The following is a 17,501-nucleotide window of genomic DNA, read 5'->3' as shown; positions in this document are numbered from 1 at the left end:
CTTACCTCCGCAGCTCTAGGACGGTACGCCCGATCCGGACCTGTGCTCCGGGGGCGATCGGTACCGGGTCCTGAACGCGGTTGCGTCCCAAGAAGGTCCCGTTGGTTGACCCGAGATCTTCGACCATCCAGACACCGTGCCGCAACGACAGCCTCGCATGCCGGCCGGAGGCGAAGTCGTCGTCCAGCACCAGAGTGCTCTCCGGTGCCCTTCCGAGCAGGATCGGAGCCTGCCCGAGCGGGATCGTCGTGCCTTTCAGTGATCCCGCGGTCACGACTAGATGGGTCGGTGGCGGGGGTTCCTGCTGCGCCGGAGGTCTGCCTCCACCACCGCGGGCCGGGGCGGGGGCGGCCCCGGCCATGGCTGGGCGGCGGGCGGCACTGTTGAACAGGTCGCGGCGCAGGACCGCCACCACCGACAGCACCAGCAGCCAGAGCACTGCAAGGAAACCCAGCCGTAGCAGGGTCAGCGTGAGCTCGCTCATCGCGGTTTCATCACCATGATCCGAAGCGGACGACGAGAGTGCTGCGGCCGATCTTGATCTGGCTGCCGTCGACGACCTCAGCGGTATCGATCCGCTCTCCGTCGACGAACGTGCCATTGGTCGAACCCAGGTCGGCGGCGACCAGGCGGCCGCCCTCGACCCGGACCTCGGCGTGTCGGCGGGACACCCCGATGTCGTCCACGATCACATCGGCCTCAGTACCGCGGCCGATCACAGTGACCGCCGCGGTGATCGGGTAGACCCGCCCGTCGACCACCAGCGCCGGATGATCCGGCTGCTGCTGGTGCTGGGCGGGCGGTTGCTCGCTGTACCCCCCGTAGCCCGGCTGCGGCTGCTGGCCCCGGGAGAGAGCCTGCTGCTGCGGATGGGCCTGCTGGGGCCGGGTGCCGCGGGTGGTGGTGCTGCGGACCCGGAAAAGGCCGGTGTCGAGGTCGTGCGCCTCCTCGAAGCGGACCGTGATCGGCCCGACGAAGGAGTACTCCTGGGAGCCGGCGTGCTCCGCGACCACGTCGCGCAGCTCGTCGCCGAGCGTGTCCTGCCATTCGCCGAGGCGTGAGAAGTCACCCTCGCCGAGCTCCACCACGAAGGTGTTCGGCGCCAGGGTGCGGCCGCGGGCGACCACGGTGGCCCGGTCGTCGATCTCGCGGCGCAGGGCGCTGGCGATCTCGACCGGCTGCACCTCGCTCCTGAAGGCCTTGGCGAAGGCGCCGTTCACGGCGCGTTCGATGCCCTTCTCCATGCGGTCGAACATTCCCACGGCTACCTCCTCCCGGTCCGGTGGCGACTGGCGGTCCGGGTAGATCCTGCCGCAGTCACCCCTCTATGCACGACCGGGCCGCTCAGCGGCACCTGTCGCGGCGCATCCTCGGGCACAACGGCCGAGGGGCGCGCGACGATCCGCGTCATCGGGTCCGGTCACCTCCAGCGTATCCGCGAGCCGGTCCATCTCGCGGATGCGACGGGAACCGAAGATCGTCCGCGATTATCCCCCGATGTCCGGCTTGTGGCTCATCGGACGACCGGGCGGTGGCGGGGTGGTCAAGAGGCCCCCGCAGATCGTGCTAACGTTCTGCACACAGCAAGGGCAAGCGCGAGTGGCGGAATAGGCAGACGCGCACGGTTCAGGTCCGTGTGCCCGAAAGGGCATGGGGGTTCAACTCCCCCCTCGCGCACCGAAGTTAGGTGCAAGAAGAAAAGGGTCCGGCTTCAGGCCGGGCCCTTTCTTGCTTTGCACGTGGTCGAGCTCGACTGCTCCGGTCAAGAAGAAAACAGCATCGGACCAACGGCCCCGACACCCGGTAGCGAGGCAGTACGCAGCGTGTTCGGGTGTGAAAGAACCCGCCCGCCCGGAAACAGTGAGGGTCGTCACTCCGGCCGGGCGCAGGCGGGCACGAGGAACCTGCCTCAGCTCGTTCTCGCCATCGGCCGCAGCCGGGAAGGCGCCGAATCCAGCAGGGCCTCCACCAGAATCTCCAGCCCGCCGTCCCGGGATCCCTTGACCAGGACCACGTCCTGCGGGCTGACGTTCGCCCGCAGCCATTCCAGTGCGGCCGCCTGGTCCGGAACGTGCAGCCCGCCCGACTCCTGCGCGGTGAGCGCCGCCCCGGGCCCGACCGCGATCACGTCCTGCACCCCGAACACCCGGGCCAGAGCGCCCACTGCCCGATGGGATTCGGCCGCGTGCTCCCCGAGTTCGTGCATCTCGCCCAGTACCGCCACGGTCCGCCCGGTGCGCCGCCGGCCGATCCCCTCCAGGCAGTTCAGGGCAGCCATGGCCGCATCCGGGTTGGAGTTGTACGTGTCGTCCAGCACCAGCAGCCCGTCGGTGCGGGTCTTCACCTCGAGCCGATGCGGGGTCGGGCCGACCTCGCTGAGCCGGCTCGTCACCGCGGCCAGGGACTCACCCGTGGCCAGCGCCATTGCCGCGGCCGCCGCCGCATTGCGCACCTGGTGTTCCCCGCTGCGCAGCAGCCGCACCGCCGCCCACTGCCCCTGGTACCCGAGTTCGAAGCTCGGGCGGCCCAGATCGTCCATGCTTATCCGCCGCCAGGTCACCTCACCGCGCCGGCCGAAGGTGAGGACCGGGGCGATCGTGCGCGAGGCCATGCTCATCACCCGCGGGTCGTCGCCGTTCAGCACAGCCACGCCGTCGGCGGCCAGCCCTTCGATCAGCTCCCCCTTGGCCCGCGCGATCAGCTGGGGCGAACCGAAGCGCCCCACGTGCGCGGTGCCCACGTTCAGTACCGCCGCCACATCGGGGGCGGCCATCGTGGTCAGCCAGGACAGGTGCCCGACCGACCGGGCGCCCATCTCCAGTACCAGCTGATCCGTGGCCGCGCCCACCTCCAGACAGGTCAGCGGCACCCCTAGCTCGTTGTTCCGATTGCCCGAAGTGGCGACCGCGCCGGGCAGAATGGCGGCCAGAAAGTCTTTCGTGCTGGTTTTGCCGTGCGATCCGGTCAGCGCGAACACCTTCGGCTTCACCCGCTCCACCACCCGGCGGGCCAGCAGCGCCAGCGCCACCACCGGATCGGGCACCACCACGGTCGGGGCCTCGGTGGGGCGTGAACCCAGCACGGCGTGAGCACCCGCCGCATGGTCGTGCCCGTCGACCTGGTCGCCGGGCAGAGCCACGAAAAGGCCACCGGCAACCGGGGTACGGCTGTCCAGGTAGGCCGGGCCGGCCACCCGCACGGTACGCATCCGCGGGTCGCCGTGGACGTAACCGCCACAGGTGAGGGCGATCTCGCCAAGAGTCATCGGGATCATGCCCCGACTCTGCTACTTACGGGTCAGCGGCGCGTCATACCCAGGTCTGATCATTCAGCCGACAGAACATCCGCCTGGTACTTCAGGAGGAGGCAGCCGACCGGGGGTGGTGGCGAAGGTGGTCACCGTGACTGTTCTCCTCTCCGACCCGCAGGTCCGGGCCGTTCCGGTGCACGAGTCCGGTGAGCGGCTGGTGCGCCTGTCGGCGGCCTACGGCCCGGCCCGGGCCACGGTTCGGGCGGGTCTGGCCAGCCGGCTGGCCCAGGCTCAGACCCTGATGCCTTCCGGTCTGCAGTTGCGGGTGGTGGAGGGGTACCGCCCGGCGGCCCGGCAGCAGGCGATCATCGACCGGTACACGGCCGAGATCCTTCTCAAGAACCCGAAGGCCGACGAGGGTGAGCTGGCCGGCCTGGTGGCCCGGTTCGTCTCCCCGTTACCGGTCGCCCCGCACGTAGCCGGTGCTGCTGTGGACCTGACCATCGTGGACGGCGACGGGCAGGAACTCGACCTAGGTACGGCGATCGACGCGACGCCGGAGGCCTCCAACGGCGCCTGCTACTTCAACTCTCCCCTGATCGCGCCGGAGGTCCGCGCCAACCGGCGTCTCCTGGCCGCTGCCCTGCACGCCGCCGGCTTGGTCAACTACCCCACCGAGTGGTGGCACTGGTCGTTCGGAGACCGCTACTGGGCCCTGGGAGTCGGCGCCCGCTACGCCCTCTACGGTCCAGTACCGAGGAGCCAGCCGTGAAACTGGCCACTGAACAAACCGAAACCGGCCTGAGCGTGGATCTGGCCGCCGTAGCCGCGAACACCCGGCACTTCCGCAAGGTCACCAACGGCGAGCTGATGGCCGTGGTCAAAGCCGACGGTTTCGGCCACGGCGCGGTAAACGCCGCCCGCACCGCACTGGCCCACGGCGCCACCCGGCTCGGCGTGACCAGCCTGGCCGAAGCCCTGGAGCTACGCGCCGCAGGCCTGAAAGCTCCCATCCTGAGCTGGCTCAACCCGATCGACGCGGCCTGGGACCAGGCGGTCCGGGCCGGTATCGAGACAGCCGTGCCCAGCCTGGAGCACCTGGCCGCGCTGCCCGAAACGGCTGCCGTACACCTGCACCTGGACTGCGGTCTGGCCCGCGACGGCGCCGATCCCGCGATCTGGCCGCAGCTGTGCCAGGCGGCCCGAGGCAGGCGGGTGGTCGGCGTGATGGGGCATATGAGCAGTGCCGATGTGCCCGCCGACCCGATGAACGCCGCGCAGCGCGAGACCTTCGACTGGGGCGTGCGGGTGGCGCTGGCGAACGGCCTGAACCCCGGGCATCGGCACCTGGCCGCCACCGCCGCCACCCTGAACGACCCGCTCAGCCACCACACGATGAGCCGGATCGGCGCCGGCCTGTTCGGGATCGACCCACTGAACCGGCTGCACCCCGCCCTCACCTTGACCACGCCGCTGATCAGCGTGCGCACCGTAAGGAAAGGCACTGGCGTGGGGTACGGCCACAGCTGGGTCGCGCCGGACACCACCCGCCTGGGACTGATCGGCCTGGGGTACGCGGACGGCCTGCCCCGTGCGGCTTCCAACCGGGCTCAGGTGCTGGTGCGCGGTGAACGGCGGCCACTGGTCGGAAGGATCTCGATGGACATGGCGGTGATCGACCTGGGGACGGCCGAGGCCGGGCCGGGCGAGCCGGTCACGGTCTTCGGCCCGGGTGGTCAGGGCGAGCCGACGATCGCCGAATGGGCCTCGTGGGCCGGAACTATCGAGCACGAAGTGATGACGGGTCTGGGTTCCAGACCGGTACGCAGGGTGCGGTTCGCCGGCCCGGGAAGGCAGCGATGAGCATCCGCGTGGCAGTGATCGGCGGAGGGCGCAACTGCGAGCACGAGGTCTCGCTGGCCTCGGCCCTCTCGGTGGAGGAAGCCTTGCGGCACAACGACTATCAGGTGGTGCGGCTGACCGTCGACCGGGCCGGGGTGTGGCGCGACGCGGAACTGCGCCCGATCGGCCTGGCCGGGGCGGTGCGGGTGCTCGGGACCTGCGACGTGGTGGTCCCGATGCTGCACGGTCCGCACGGCGAGGACGGCACCCTGGCCGCGCTCTGCGACCTCGCCCAGCTGCCCTACGTGGGATCCGGATTGCGGACGGGTGCGCTCGCCATGGACAAGTGGGTCACCAAGCTGGTGGCCCAGGCAATCGGGATCGCGGTCGCGCCCGGCGTGCTCCTGACCCGCAGCACCGCGTCCTCGTACGCTTTCACCGGGCCGGTGGTGGTCAAGCCGGTGGCGGCGGGCTCCAGTCACGGGGTTTCGCTGATCGAGGACGAGGCGGGACTGGCGAGCGCGCTCAAGGCGGCTCTGGAACTGGACGAGCGGGTGCTGGTGGAGAAGCAGATCCGCGGACGTGAGGTGGACGTGGCCGTGCTCGCTCGCCCGGACGGCACCCGGGTGGTGGCCCCGGCGCTGGAGATCGTGCTGCACCAGGGCATCTTCGACCAGCACGTGAAGTACGACGGCAGCGCCGATCTGCGGGTGCCGGCCGATCTGGCCGAGGCCGACCGCAAAGCCCTGGAAGCCGCCGCGGTGGCGATGTACGACGCGTTGGGCTGCGCCGGGGTGGCCCGGATCGACTTCTTCCTCACGGCCGACGGCCCGGTGCTCAACGAGGTGAACACAGTGCCCGGTTTCACCGCACAGTCGCAGGTGCCGAAGATGTTCGCGGCGGGCGGGACGAGCTACCCCGACCTGGTCGACCTACTGGTCCGGGACGCCTTGTCCCTCGCCACCGTGCAGCAGGAAGCATGAAAACCGACATCTGGAGCCTGCTGCGCACCTGGTGGCCGGACCTGCTGGCCGGTTCGCTGCTGCTCCTGCTCGGGCTCGTCGAGGCGGTCCGCACCAGCGGTTTCAGCTACCAGCGCTCGGACCTGGCCGCCGCGATCATCGTGCTGGCCATGGCGCTGGCCGTCTTCCTGGCCCGGCCCGTACCGCCAGCTGCGCTGGGCCTGGTCTGGTTCGTCGGCCTGTACCAGCTGGTGGGCGGTCCGGGCATCATGGCGATCCAGTTCGCCATCGCCTACATCGCCTTCGCCGTGGCCCGGTGGGGCAGCACGATCACGCTCTGGCTCAGCGCGCTGTCGTTGCCGTTGGCGGTGATGGGCGGTCTGCTGTTCCTGAACAGCATGACCAACGTCTCGGCGGTCACGTTCGCCGGGCGGTCCCCGCTCTCGCTGGCGGCCGACGCGCTGGGGGTGCCCTGGCCGCTGATGACCGCCGCGTTCATCCTCACCCTGCTGGCCGTGCCCTGGCTGATCGGCCTGGCGGTGCGGCTCAGCGTGCGGGCCAGCGCCTCGCAGGCCTCGCTGGAGGTGGCCGAGGCCGATGCGGTGCGCGCCCAGCGGGAGACCGAGCAGGCCCGTGAGATCGCCGCGCTGCGTGAGGAGCAGGCCCGGCTGGCCTCGGACGTGCACGACGTGGTGGGGCACTCGCTCGCGGTGATCCTCGCCCAGGCCGAGTCGGCGCAGTTCCTGGGCGACGACCCGGTGGTGCTGAAACAGACCATGGCCACCATCGCCACCTCGGCCCGTTCCTCGCTGCAGGACATCCGCCAGGTGCTGGCCGGCGCGCAGCAGGCCGGGCAGGCGGCCGCCGCGCACGGCTCCTACGAGGGCCTGATCGCCGGGGTGCGCTCGGGCGGGCACGAGGTGGAAGCCGCCGAGGTCGGCCAGTCCCGCCCGCTGCCCCCGGAGCTGGAGGTGGTGGCCCACCGAGTGGTGCAGGAAATGCTGACGAACGCGATCAAGCACGGACGACGCGAGCGTCCGGTCCGGATCGAGCGGGCCTGGCCGGAAGGGGCCTGGGCGCAGGACCTGCGGATCGAGGTGTCCAACTACGCAGCCGACAGCCGGCTGGGCGACACCCGGCCGATCGAGCCGAACCAGGGCAACGGCGGCCAGGGCCTGGAGGGAATGCGTCGCCGGCTGGAGGCGGTTGGTGGCAAGCTCGACGTGCGTCAGCGAGCCGAACCGGAAGGGCAGGTCTTCACCGTGACCGCGTGGATCCCCGTGAGCGGGCGATGAGCGAGCCGGACATCCGCGTCCTCCTGGTGGACGATCAGGAGCTGTTCCGGGCCGGGGTGCAGGTGATCATCAACGCCCAGCCCGGGATGAGTGTGGTCGGCTCGGCCGGTGACGGCCTGGAGGGCATCCGGCTGGTCGACGAGCTGGAACCGGACGTGGTGCTGATGGACATCCGGATGCCGGAGATGGACGGGGTGGAGGCGACCCGGCAGATCTTCCTGCCCGACCGGGCCGCCCGCCGGGCCCGGCCGGTCCGGGTGGTCGTGCTCACCACGTTCAACCTGGACGACCGGGCCGCGCGGGCGATCCGCTACGGCGCCAGCGGTTTCCTGCTGAAGGACACCACTCCGCTGATGCTGCGCGACGCCATCCGCACCGTGCACGCCGGCAACGCCGTGCTCGCCCCCAGCGACCTGAGCACCTTGCTGGACAGCCAGTTCCAGGAGGCGGTGCCGATCCCGGCCAGCTATCAGCAGCTCACCGAGAAGGAACGGGAGGTGTTCGAGGCGGTGGCCCGAGGCCTGTCCAACACCGAGATCGCTACCCAGGTCTTCGCCAGCGAGTCGACGGTCAAGACGCACGTCGGCTCGATCCTGCGCAAGCTCGCCCTGCGCGACCGGGTCCAGATCGTGGTCTTCGCCCACCAGCACGGCCTGGTCAAACTCTAAATCCGAGTACGCCCTCGGTCCTGGCGGCGCCGGCGCAGGTGCGCGTGGGCCGAGCGGATCTGCTGGATCGACTCGGCGGGCAGTTGCAGGGTCTGCCCCAGCAAGGCCTCGTCGACCAGCTTCACCGCGTCGGCCAGCCGGAACCGGGACAGCGCGAAGGCCACGTCCGCACGTACCGCCGACAGCGCCGGGGCGGCCGCCTTCAACAGCGAAGGGCCGGGCAGCGGCAGCCGTTTCGCCTCGCTCGGCTCCAGCTTGAGCAGACCGCCCCCGTAGGACCGGCCGACCGTCTCCCCGCCGAGCAGGGTGGCCGAGCTGAGCGCGGCCAGCGGCAGCAGATCAGCCGCCCAGCCCAGGCCCGGGTGCAGGTGCACGCCGTGCACCGAGTTCAGGTGATGCGCCCGCGCGGTGTTGGTGACCAGCCGGGCGGCATCGGCGTTCATGTAGGTCAGCAGCAGATCCGGCGGCTCGACCAGGCGCACCTGCCACCACGGGCTGCGGATCCGGCACTTGTAGGCCTCGTCCACGCCCATCTTCTCGCCGGCCCGGACGTAGGCCACGGCCGCCGGGCTGCGCTTGGTGCCCGGCCGGAAGAGCCAGGTGGCCGAGCCGGTCTGACCCAGCGCGGCCAGGTCCTGGGCCGAGAACTCCAGCTGGCGCAGGTGCGCGGAACCGGGCGGCGACAGCGGCAGCAGGTCGGCCGGGCCCAGGCCGAGCCCGGCGGCCTGCGCGGGGTTCAGCGCGAAGTAGCCGTTGTTGCCGGTCACGATGCCGAGCGAGACCTTGCCCCAGTCGTCCAGCACGCCGAACCCGGCCCCCGGCAACTGCGCGAAGGCGCGCAGCGGTTCGGCCGGGATCAGCGCCGACGTCCACTTCTGCTCCGGCGCCGGTACCGCGAACGAGGCAAAGTCCGCGTCCAGAGCGAGATCCTCGAGCTCGGCGGCGTTGCGCACCTGCACGGTCTCCAGCCGGGGCGAGGCAGCCGCCTGGCCGTATCCCTCGGCCAGCAGCAACATGATCTCCGCGACCACCCCGGGAAAGACCCGCTCGGTGAAGGCGACCAGCCGCACCCGGGCGAAATTCTCCAGCAGGTACCGCCGCACCGGCGCCGCGTAGTTGACGCTGAGCAACTCCGCCGGCAGCACCAGACCGAGCCGCCCACCCGGCCGCAGGAACCCGGCGGCGTGCACCGTGAACGCGGCCCAGCTGGAGGCCAGCCCGGTCAGCTCGACGCCCGCCCGCCGGGCCGCGTTCTGCGCCCGGATCCGGTCGGTCCCGGTGAAGTCGTGAAACCTTACGTAGGGCGGGTTGCCGACCACCGCGTCGTAGTCACCGGTCGGCGCGACCATGAAGAAGTCGGCCCTGGTGATCCGGATCCGGGCACCGGTTTCTTCCAGAGCCGACAGCGAAGCCGAAACCGCCGCTGGGTGCCGCTCAACCCCGTCCAAAAGCCATTCTGAACCAGCCGATTCGGCAGCCGCGAGCAAGAAGGGAGCATCCCCGGCCGCCGGCTCCAGCATCCGCCCGCCGCGCTCGCCGCCCTGCATGGCCCAGCGAGCCACGTAGCGGGCGATCGGGACCGGCGTGAAGTAGGCGCCGCGGGCCTTGGCCGGATCGACCCCGTCCAACGTGGTCACTGAGTAACGCCCTGCGCCTTCGCGCAGGCGACCGTACCGGCACAGGCCTCGGCCCGGCGCAGCGCGGTGTTCAGTTGTTTCAGCCGCTTGGCGGGCATCTTCCGGGCGATGTTGTTCAGCTGGAACGGGTCCTTGCTCATGTCGTAGTACTCCTGCTCACCGCTTTTGTACACGACGTAGAGCCAGTCCGGGCCCCGGATCGCCTCGTAATCCGGTGGATTGCCCCCTTCGGGCAACGGGTAGTCCGGGTCCTTCTTGTCGGTCACCGGCCCGTGGTGCTCGACCAGCACGAACTTGCGCTCCTCGGGGCCGGGGTCCTCCTTGCGCCACAGCGGGGCCAGGCTCCGGCCGTCGACCGTCTCGGGCACCTGCGCCCCGGCCAGATCGCCGAAGGTGGAACGAATGTCGATGTTGGAGGCCAGCGCGTCCACCGTCTGCCCGGCCGGCACGTCCGGGCCGACCACCACGAAGGGCACCTGGATATCGGTGTCGAAGGCGGTGGTCTTGCCGTTGGTCAGCGAGTGCTCACCCATGTGATAGCCGTTGTCGGAGCTGAACACCAGGTAGGTGTTGTTCGCGATGCCCAGTTCGGTGAGCTGCTTGCGCATCGCCGTGATCATCTCGTCGATGCTGAGCATGGTCTGCGCCCGCAGCCGGAAGTCGCGGTCCATGTTCTTCTGGTCGGCCTTGGTGAGCTGGTACGGCTTCAGCCACGAGGGCGCGTTCTTCGGCCGGGCACCGTAGGACTCGGTGCGCGGCGCCTTCAGCCCGGCCAGTTCGTTCTTGTGGCGCTCGGCCGGGATGTACGGCGCGTGCGGCATGAACGGGGCCACTTCCAGCATGAACGGCTGGTTCTCGGAGCCGGCCCGCCGGATGAAGTCCTGGGCCCGGCCGGAGAGCACGTCGGTGATGTAGTCCTGCGGGTCGGAGCCGTACTTCACCACCTCGCCGTTCTGGTTCAGGCTGTAGTTGTAGCCGTTGTACCCGTAGCCGGCCACCGCCCACTCGCTCCAGCCGGCCGGCACCTTGCGGGGCTTTTCCGGGAACCCGGGCTGGTACTGGTTGAGGTACTTGCCCATCATCGCGGTGCGGTAACCGGCCTTCTGCAGGTCCACCGCCATGGTGTCCGACTCCAGGCCCAGGGCCTTGAAGGTGACGTAACCGCCGTCGTCCCCGACGTTGCGGTAGATACCGGTGTTGTGCGGGTAACGGCCGGTGAAGATCGAGGCGCGGGAGGGGCAGCAGAGCGAATCGGTGACGTAGTAGTTCGAGAAGGTGGTGCCCTCCTGCTGCATCTGGGCCACCGAGGGGACGTACTGCAGCAGGTTCATCGACATGTCGTCCAGCAGGACCAGCACCAGGTTGGGCTTGGCCGGGTCCTGCGCGGTTCTTCTCGGCTCCGGGTCCGCGCCGCTGGAGCCGGTGCATCCGGCCAGCAGGGCCGCCAGCACAACTGTCACGACCCCGAGGATCCTGCCGGGCCGTACCCGCTTCTCGCCCACCACTGCCCTTCCGGTCCTGGCCCGGACCTCCCGGGCTGTCGCCGTAGTCTCCCGGTTTCTCCTGAGCGCCCGCACACAGGCACGCCCGATTCCGGGCAAGCGTGAGCGGGTGGTTGCGTTCAGTGAATTTGAGACGCGTATGGTCACCGTCGTGACGCACCGGCCGGTTCGCGACGGGGGCGCCTCGGCGCTCGAGTACGGGCTGATCGCCGGCGGCGTGGTAGCGGCGTTCCTGATCGCCTTCGTCGGGCTGCAGGCGGCCGTGGGCGCGGTGTTCGGCCGGGTCGTCTCCTCGGTGGAGCAGCCCGGCCCGGCGCCCAGCGCGATCCCGGGCGGCGCCCGTAGTCAACCGGTGCCGGAGGCAACCACCGGCTTGCCCTGAGCGGCGGAACCGCTGCTGTCGCGGACTCGTTCGAAAGAGGGCAGTGTCACGGCGTAAGGCGGTGACGACTAGACGGAGGAGTGTGACCTGTCGTGGGCTTCTTGGACAGGCTGCTAGGGCGCGACAAAGGGCAGCAGAACCAGGGGTACCAGCAGCAGGGGTACCAGCAGAACTACGGTGGCCAGAACTACGGCGGCCAGCAGCAGTACGGCCAGCAGTACGGCGGTCAGCAGCAGCCGTGGGGTTCCCCGGCTCCGCAGCAGCAGTACGGCGGCCAGACGGTGGGGCGCCCGGGCGCCGAGCCCGGCAGCGACGCCAAGGCCGATGAGGCCGCGATCGCGCGCTACCGCTACATGCTGAAGACGGCTCCGCCGGAGAAGATCGAGGAGGCACACGCCGAGGCGTTCGCCAAGCTCTCGCCGGACCAGCGGCGGATGGTGCTGGCCGGGCTGTCCGAAGAGGTGCCGCCGCACGAGCGCGCCGCCTCCGACGACCCGCGCTCGCTGGCCCGGATGGCCACCCGCGCCGAGATGCGTAATCCGGGCACCCTGGAGCGCAGCTTCAACCGCCCGGGTATGGGCGGCGGCATGGGTGGCGGCGGCGGGATGGGCATGGGCGGCATGATCGCCGGTGGCCTGCTCGCCGGTGTGGCCGGCGCCTTCGTGGGGACCGCGATCGCCGACGCGATGTTCGACGGCGACGAGTTCCAGGAGGGCTACGAGGCCGCGGCCGACGACTTCACCCAGGCCGCCGAGGAGGCCCCGGCCGAGATGGAAGAGGCGGCCGGTGACTTCGGCGGTGGCTTCGGCGACTTCGGTGGGGGCGACTTCGGCGGCGGGGACTTCGAGCTCTGAACCCCTTGCCGAAGAACGCCGCTGACAGCGCCTGACAGCGGGGCGTGCGCGGCCTGACAGTGCGAACGGCGACCTTGGAGGAGTCAAGCCCGACTCATCCAAGGGAGCCACCCCATGGCATACGCCTTCGAGGCCGAGGGCCTGGTCAAGCGCTTCGGCGCCACCACCGCCCTGGCCGGCGTCGATCTGGCCGCCGCCGAGGGCACCGTTCTCGGCGTTCTCGGCCCGAACGGCGCGGGTAAGACCACCGCGGTCCGGGTTCTGGCCACGCTGCTGCGCCCCGATGGGGGCCGGGCCAGCGTGGCCGGCCTGGACGTGGTCCGGCAGGCCCCGCTGGTCCGCCGCCAGATCGGCCTGACCGGCCAGTACGCCTCGGTCGACGAGGACCTGACCGGCACCGAGAACCTGGTCCTGATCGGCCGCCTGCTCGACCTGACCCGCCGCGACGCCCAGGCCCGGGCCCGGCACCTGCTGGCCCAGTTCGACCTGAGCGAGGCCGCCGACCGCCCGGCCAAGAACTACTCCGGGGGCATGCGCCGCCGCCTGGACCTGGCCGCGAGCCTGGTCGGCCGGCCCAGCGTGATCTACCTCGACGAACCCACCACCGGCCTCGACCCGGCCAAGCGCGACGACGTCTGGCGGCTGGTCCGCGGCCTGGTCGCCGACGGCACCACCGTGCTGCTGACCACGCAGTACCTGGAAGAGGCCGACGCCCTGGCCGACGACATCACGGTGATCGACCACGGCCGGGTGATCGCCCACGGCACCCCGGCCGAGCTGAAGCACGTGGTCGGCGGGCAGACCCTGGTGGTCCGGCCTACCGACCCGGCGCACCTCGACACCGTGAGCGCCCTGCTCGGCCAGGTGTCCGGCAAGGCCGTGGACTCACCGGCCCGCGGCGTGCTCAGCACCGCCGTCGACGGCGACAGCGCCCTGACCACGGTGGTGCGCCGGCTCGACGAGGCCGGCATCTCGGTCACCGAGCTCTCCCTGCATCTGCCCAGCCTGGACGAGGTCTTCTACACCCTGACCGGGGTCAAGAAAGAGGAGCGTGCGGCATGACCAGCACCCTGATGACCGAGGCGCCGGACGTTCCCACCGCGCCCACCTCGGACACCCCGGCCAAACCCTTCGCCCTGATCCGGCACTCGCTGGTGCTGGCCGGGCGCTCGATCACCAAGATCAAGCGCACCCCCGAGCAGCTGGTCGACGTCACCATCCAGCCGATCATCTTCACCGTGCTGTTCGTGTACCTGTTCGGCGGCGCGATCTCCGGTTCGCAGCACGCCTACCTGCAGTTCGTGCTGCCGGCGATCCTGGTCCAGACGATCATGTTCGCCACCCTGGCGATCGGGGTGAACCTGAACACCGACATGTCCAAGGGGGTGTTCGACCGGTTCCGCAGCCTGCCCATCCCCCGCGCCGCGCCGCTGGTCGGGGCCGTGCTCGGCGACGTGGTCCGGTTCGTCACCAGCATGGTGGTGCTGTTCGCCTTCGGCTACGCGATCGGCTTCCGGGTGGAGACCAACCTGTTCCAGGCCCTGGCCGCCTGCCTGCTGGTGCTGTTCTTCGCCTTCTCGCTGACCTGGATCGCGGTGTTCATCGGCACCGCGGTGCGTAACTCGGGCACCGTGCAGGGCATCGGCTTCCTGCTGATGTTCCCGCTGACCTTCGGCTCGAACATGTTCGTCCCGGTCGACACCATGCCGGGCTGGCTGCAGGCCTGGGTGAAGATCAACCCGGTCACCCACCTCACCGAGGCCTGCCGAGGATTGCTGACCGGCGGGGCGGTGGCCACCCCGGTGCTGCAGACCCTGGTCGCCGGACTGGTGATCACCGCGATCTTCGCCCCGCTGGCGGTGCGCACCTACCGCTCGCGCACCTGATCCGGATGCGCCGCCGGGCCCGGCCCGGGCTCGGCGGCGCTGCGGGCGGTCTGCAGGATGAACGCCTGGGCCTCGGGCCGGCTCAACGCCTTGCCCTTCTCGTAGGCCGCGGTGAACAGCCCGGACTCCAGCACTTCCCGGGCCTGGGCCACGACCAGCGAGATGTCCGGGTCACGCAGGCCCTCGTAACCCCGCAGGGCCTCGGCCGCGCCGAGCAGCTCCACCGCCGGCACGGTCTGCTCGACCGCCAGGAGATACCGCGCCACGGTCAGCGTCACCCGGGCCACCACCGGCACGTCCCGGCTCTCGATCGCGTGCTCCAGCACCTCGGGCAGATGCCCCAGGGCCGACTCCAGATCGCCGTCCTCGATCTCGTAGTACGTGAGCTCGCTCAGCATCAGGGCCCTGAGCTGGGGAATCGACCGCGGCGCGTTCCGGCTCAGCTCCAGCCCTTCGGCGGCCAGGCGCCGGGCCAGCTTCAGGTCGCCGTCGGCCGCCGCCAGCCCGGCGATCCCGGAGATCGCGAAGGCCTTGGTCATCCAGGACCCCGACTCCTCCGCGCTGCGCCGGGCGATCTCCAGATCGCGGCGGGCCCCTTCCAGATCGCCCATCTCCTTGCGCAGCCGGGCGATCCGGACCAGGGCGTAGCCCTCGTCGTCGATCACCCGCAGCTCGACCATCATCTGCCGGGCCGTGCTCAGCAGCTCGACCGCCTCGGCCAGCTGCCCGCGCACCCGCAGCAGCTCGGCCTGCTGACTGCTCGCGGTGGCGATCCCCCAGCGATCCCCGATGGCCTGAAAAGCGGCCAGCGCCTGCGGGATCCGTTGCTCGGTGATCTCGAACTCGCCCTCGTTCTCGGCCAGCACCGAGGACATCAGCATCAGCATCGCCCGGGCCCACGGATCGGGATGCTCCAGGTTGCGCTCGACCGCTCGCCAGCCTTCGGCGATGTCCTCGCGGAAGGCGGCCAGCCCGGGCTCCACCGCCACCATCAGCGGATGCGCGGTGGCGAGGTCGACCTGGCGGAGCTGCTGTTCGATCGTGTCGAGCTGTTCGGCGTCCGGTGGGCCCTCACCGGCGAACGACGAGCCCACCATGGCCATCACCATCACGAAAAGCTTCGGCCCGGGCGGGCTCTCACCCGGGATCCGGAGCGCCTGCTCGGCCCAGCTGCCGGCCTCCTCGTGCCGGCTGGTCATGGTCCAGAACCAGATCAGGGCTCCGGCCAGGCGCACCCCCAGATCGGCGTCCTGGGTCTCCACCGCGAATCTCAGTGTGGCGAGCAGGTTGTCCCGCTCGGCGGTGAGCCGGTCCAGCCAGCTCAGCTGCTCCGGCCCGCGCAGGTGCGGGTCGGCGGTCTCGGCCAGATCCAGGAAGTACGCCGCGTGCGCCTGGCGCATCGCCGCCATCGCCCCGCGTTCGGCCAGCCGTTCCAGCGCGAACTCGCGAATCGTCTCCAGCATCCGGTAGCGCGGCTGGGCCTCGTCCACCCCGGCCACCACCAGCAGCGACTTGTCCGCCAGGGAAAGCAGCAGGTCGGCGACCACGTCCTCGTCCAGATCGGGGCTCGCGCAGACGGCCGCGGCGGTCTCCGAGGTAACCCCGCCCGGGAACACCGAGAGCCGCTCGACCAAGTCGCGTTCATCGTCCGTAAGCAGTTCCCAGCTCCACGCCACCACCGCGCGTAACGTCTGGTGCCGGGGCATCGCAGTCCGGTTTCCGCCGGTCAGGAGGCGAAAACGATTGTCCAGCCGACCGGCCAGCGCTTCCGGGCCGAGCGAACGCATCCGCGCCGCGGCCAGCTCGATGGCCAACGGCAAACCGTCCAGACGGCGGCAGATTTCCGTTACGGCGTCGATGTTCTCGGGGGTAAGGGCAAATCCGGGACGTACCAGCGCGGCTCGGTCGGTGAACAACTGGACCGCAGGGGACTCGGCGGCCTGGGTAGACAGCGGACGCACCGGCCAGATCGACTCCCCGACGATGCCCAGCGGCTCCCGGCTGGTGGCCAGCACGGTCAGCTCCGGGCAGCGGGCCAGCAGAAACTCGGCCAGTTCGGCACAGGGCTCGATCAGGTGCTCGCAGTTGTCCAGGACGACCACCGCATCCTGACCGGACAACGCCTCCACCAGGCGACGACGCGCGTCCCGCATCGGTGGTTTGTTCTGCAGCATGGTCTCGACCTGGGAACGCTCGATCGAGCCGATGCTGCCCAGCACGGTCGAGGGCACGTCGTCCGGGTCCATCACCGGGGCGAGCTCGACCATCCACACGCCGTCGCGATTGTTCAGCCGGCTGGCCACCTCGCCCACCAGCCGGGTCTTCCCGGCCCCACCGGTGCCGACCAGGGTGACCAGCCGGGCCCGTTCGAGCTGCTCGGTGATCCCGTCCAGTTCCGGCTGCCGACCGACGAACGTGGTCAGCGGCACCCGCAGATTGGTGCGGCGGGGTAGCGGGTCGGCTTCTTTGCTTTTGGACGAGGAACGCAGGCCGGCGTCGTCCCGCAGCACCTGGGTCTGCAGCTGTTGCAGGGCCGCGGGCGGATCCAGACCCAGCTCGTCGGCCATGGCCCGGCGCAGGCGTTCGTACACCGCCAGTGCCTCGCCCTGCCTGCCGTCACCCGCCAGTGCCCGGATCAGCAGCTCGTGGGTGCGCTCGCGCAGCGGGTGCCGGGCGATCACTTCTTCCAGTTCAGCCACCGGATCGGCCGGGCGGCCCAGGGTGAGCAGCGCGGCCGCGCGTTCGTCGATGGCGGTGAGCCGCAGGCGTTCCAGGCGCTCGATCCAGGCCTCGGCGTAGGGCGCGTCCGCCACCTCGGTCAGCGGACTGCCGCGCCACAGCTGCAGCGCCTGGCCGAGCAGATCCACCGCCTCCTGGGGTGTGGCAGTGCGCCGGCCCTGGCCGATCAGGTTCTCGAAGGCCAGCGCATCCACGTCCTCCCTGGCCACGACCAGGCGGTAACCGGCCGGGCCGGACTCCACCAGATCCGGCCGGGGCAGGGCCCGGCGCAAGCGGGAGACCAGCGACTGCAGGGCGTTGACCTCGTCGGCGGGCGGATCCTGCAGCCACAGCGACTGCACCAGCCGGCTCACCGGCACCCAGGAACCCGCGTCGGCCGCCAGCCGGATCAGCAGGGACCGCAGCCGGGCGCCACCGATGTCGACCGGCGTTCCGTCTGCCTCGATGGTCAGCGGCCCGAGTACGCGTACCTGCACCAGGCCAG

15 protein-coding genes and 1 tRNA gene are annotated in these 17,501 nt (G+C 70.6%); 10 read left to right on the top strand and 6 right to left on the bottom strand.

The features are described from left to right. Position 1: 1 nt before the first annotated feature. Together LR394_RS27645 and LR394_RS27640 are read right to left on the bottom strand one after the other, a co-directional pair. The gene (locus tag LR394_RS27645) at positions 2-484 is read right to left on the bottom strand and encodes an FHA domain-containing protein FhaB/FipA (RefSeq protein WP_231447423.1); all 483 of its coding nucleotides are present in this window, start codon (positions 482-484) and stop codon (positions 2-4) included. A 10-nt stretch (positions 485-494) separates the two neighbouring features. Further along, positions 495-1,256, bottom strand: a complete 762-nt coding sequence (locus LR394_RS27640; protein ID WP_231447468.1) for an FhaA domain-containing protein — start codon at positions 1,254-1,256, stop codon at positions 495-497. Between the two features lie 337 nt (positions 1,257-1,593). On the opposite strand from LR394_RS27640, the gene LR394_RS27635 reads away from it, so the two are divergent. Further along, positions 1,594-1,677: transfer RNA gene (locus LR394_RS27635), tRNA-Leu, on the top strand. A 232-nt stretch (positions 1,678-1,909) separates the two neighbouring features. Here the strand turns inward: LR394_RS27635 and LR394_RS27630 are convergent. Further along, positions 1,910-3,274 carry a UDP-N-acetylmuramoyl-tripeptide--D-alanyl-D-alanine ligase gene (locus LR394_RS27630; RefSeq protein WP_231447421.1) on the bottom strand — a complete coding sequence of 455 codons (1,365 nt, stop codon included), beginning with the start codon at positions 3,272-3,274 and terminating at the stop codon, positions 1,910-1,912. 127 nt (positions 3,275-3,401) lie between these two features. Between LR394_RS27630 and LR394_RS27625 the strand changes: the two genes are divergently transcribed. From LR394_RS27625 to LR394_RS27605, 5 genes are read left to right on the top strand one after another with little or no spacing between them, the layout of a single operon-like run. After that, the gene (locus LR394_RS27625; protein ID WP_231447419.1) at positions 3,402-4,022 is read left to right on the top strand and encodes a M15 family metallopeptidase; all 621 of its coding nucleotides are present in this window, start codon (positions 3,402-3,404) and stop codon (positions 4,020-4,022) included. Further along, on the top strand, positions 4,019-5,113 hold the full coding sequence (gene alr, locus LR394_RS27620) for an alanine racemase (RefSeq protein ID WP_231447417.1): 1,095 nt from the start codon (positions 4,019-4,021) through the stop codon (positions 5,111-5,113). The genes LR394_RS27625 and alr overlap by 4 nt, the downstream gene beginning before the upstream one ends. Further along, positions 5,110-6,075: a D-alanine--D-alanine ligase family protein gene (locus tag LR394_RS27615; RefSeq protein WP_231447415.1), complete on the top strand. Its 966-nt coding sequence runs from the start codon at positions 5,110-5,112 to the stop codon at positions 6,073-6,075. Before alr ends, LR394_RS27615 begins: the two co-directional genes overlap by 4 nt. Further along, a complete protein-coding gene (locus LR394_RS27610; RefSeq protein WP_231447413.1) occupies positions 6,072-7,349 on the top strand; it encodes a sensor histidine kinase in 1,278 nt (425 codons plus the stop codon). The genes LR394_RS27615 and LR394_RS27610 overlap by 4 nt, the downstream gene beginning before the upstream one ends. Further along, positions 7,346-8,017: a response regulator gene (locus LR394_RS27605; RefSeq protein ID WP_269329903.1), complete on the top strand. Its 672-nt coding sequence runs from the start codon at positions 7,346-7,348 to the stop codon at positions 8,015-8,017. Before LR394_RS27610 ends, LR394_RS27605 begins: the two co-directional genes overlap by 4 nt. Here the strand turns inward: LR394_RS27605 and LR394_RS27600 are convergent. Together LR394_RS27600 and LR394_RS27595 are read right to left on the bottom strand one after the other, a co-directional pair. Continuing rightward, a complete protein-coding gene (locus LR394_RS27600) occupies positions 8,014-9,654 on the bottom strand; it encodes an Eco57I restriction-modification methylase domain-containing protein (RefSeq protein WP_231447409.1) in 1,641 nt (546 codons plus the stop codon). The genes LR394_RS27605 and LR394_RS27600 overlap by 4 nt on opposite strands. Next, positions 9,651-11,114 (bottom strand): sulfatase family protein, encoded by a 1,464-nt coding sequence (locus tag LR394_RS27595; protein WP_231447407.1) that lies wholly within the window; start codon positions 11,112-11,114, stop codon positions 9,651-9,653. The genes LR394_RS27600 and LR394_RS27595 overlap by 4 nt, the downstream gene beginning before the upstream one ends. Positions 11,115-11,307: 193 nt before the next feature. On the opposite strand from LR394_RS27595, the gene LR394_RS27590 reads away from it, so the two are divergent. From LR394_RS27590 to LR394_RS27575, 4 genes are all read left to right on the top strand, one after another. After that, positions 11,308-11,538, top strand: coding sequence for a Flp family type IVb pilin (locus tag LR394_RS27590; RefSeq protein WP_231447406.1), 231 nt, complete (start codon positions 11,308-11,310; stop codon positions 11,536-11,538). Between the two features lie 92 nt (positions 11,539-11,630). After that, positions 11,631-12,392, top strand: a complete 762-nt coding sequence (locus LR394_RS27585) for a hypothetical protein (RefSeq protein ID WP_407937136.1) — start codon at positions 11,631-11,633, stop codon at positions 12,390-12,392. Positions 12,393-12,506: 114 nt separating this feature from the next. Beyond that, positions 12,507-13,454, top strand: a complete 948-nt coding sequence (locus LR394_RS27580) for an ATP-binding cassette domain-containing protein (RefSeq protein ID WP_231447402.1) — start codon at positions 12,507-12,509, stop codon at positions 13,452-13,454. Beyond that, positions 13,451-14,278 carry an ABC transporter permease gene (locus LR394_RS27575; RefSeq protein WP_231447400.1) on the top strand — a complete coding sequence of 276 codons (828 nt, stop codon included), beginning with the start codon at positions 13,451-13,453 and terminating at the stop codon, positions 14,276-14,278. Before LR394_RS27580 ends, LR394_RS27575 begins: the two co-directional genes overlap by 4 nt. Here the strand turns inward: LR394_RS27575 and LR394_RS27570 are convergent. After that, entirely contained in the window at positions 14,260-17,493 is a 3,234-nt protein-coding gene (locus tag LR394_RS27570) for a BTAD domain-containing putative transcriptional regulator (protein WP_231447398.1), read from the bottom strand. The genes LR394_RS27575 and LR394_RS27570 overlap by 19 nt on opposite strands. Positions 17,494-17,501: the final 8 nt, after the last annotated feature.

Source organism: Kineosporia babensis (assembly GCF_021129305.1).
Taxonomy (GTDB): Bacteria; Actinomycetota; Actinomycetes; order Actinomycetales; family Kineosporiaceae; genus Kineosporia; species Kineosporia babensis.
This window is presented reverse-complemented; position numbering and strand designations above follow the sequence as displayed.

Excerpts from the sequence above, each read along its gene's own strand:
- LR394_RS27645 (WP_231447423.1), bottom strand. The coding sequence starts at position 484 with ATGAGCGAGCTCACGCTGACCCTGCTACGGCTGGGTTTCCTTGCAGTG.
- LR394_RS27640 (WP_231447468.1), bottom strand. The coding sequence starts at position 1,256 with ATGTTCGACCGCATGGAGAAGGGCATCGAACGCGCCGTGAACGGCGCC.
- LR394_RS27630 (WP_231447421.1), bottom strand. The coding sequence starts at position 3,274 with ATGATCCCGATGACTCTTGGCGAGATCGCCCTCACCTGTGGCGGTTAC.
- LR394_RS27615 (WP_231447415.1), top strand. The coding sequence starts at position 5,110 with ATGAGCATCCGCGTGGCAGTGATCGGCGGAGGGCGCAACTGCGAGCAC.
- LR394_RS27610 (WP_231447413.1), top strand. The coding sequence starts at position 6,072 with ATGAAAACCGACATCTGGAGCCTGCTGCGCACCTGGTGGCCGGACCTG.
- LR394_RS27605 (WP_269329903.1), top strand. The coding sequence starts at position 7,346 with ATGAGCGAGCCGGACATCCGCGTCCTCCTGGTGGACGATCAGGAGCTG.
- LR394_RS27580 (WP_231447402.1), top strand. The coding sequence starts at position 12,507 with ATGGCATACGCCTTCGAGGCCGAGGGCCTGGTCAAGCGCTTCGGCGCC.
- LR394_RS27575 (WP_231447400.1), top strand. The coding sequence starts at position 13,451 with ATGACCAGCACCCTGATGACCGAGGCGCCGGACGTTCCCACCGCGCCC.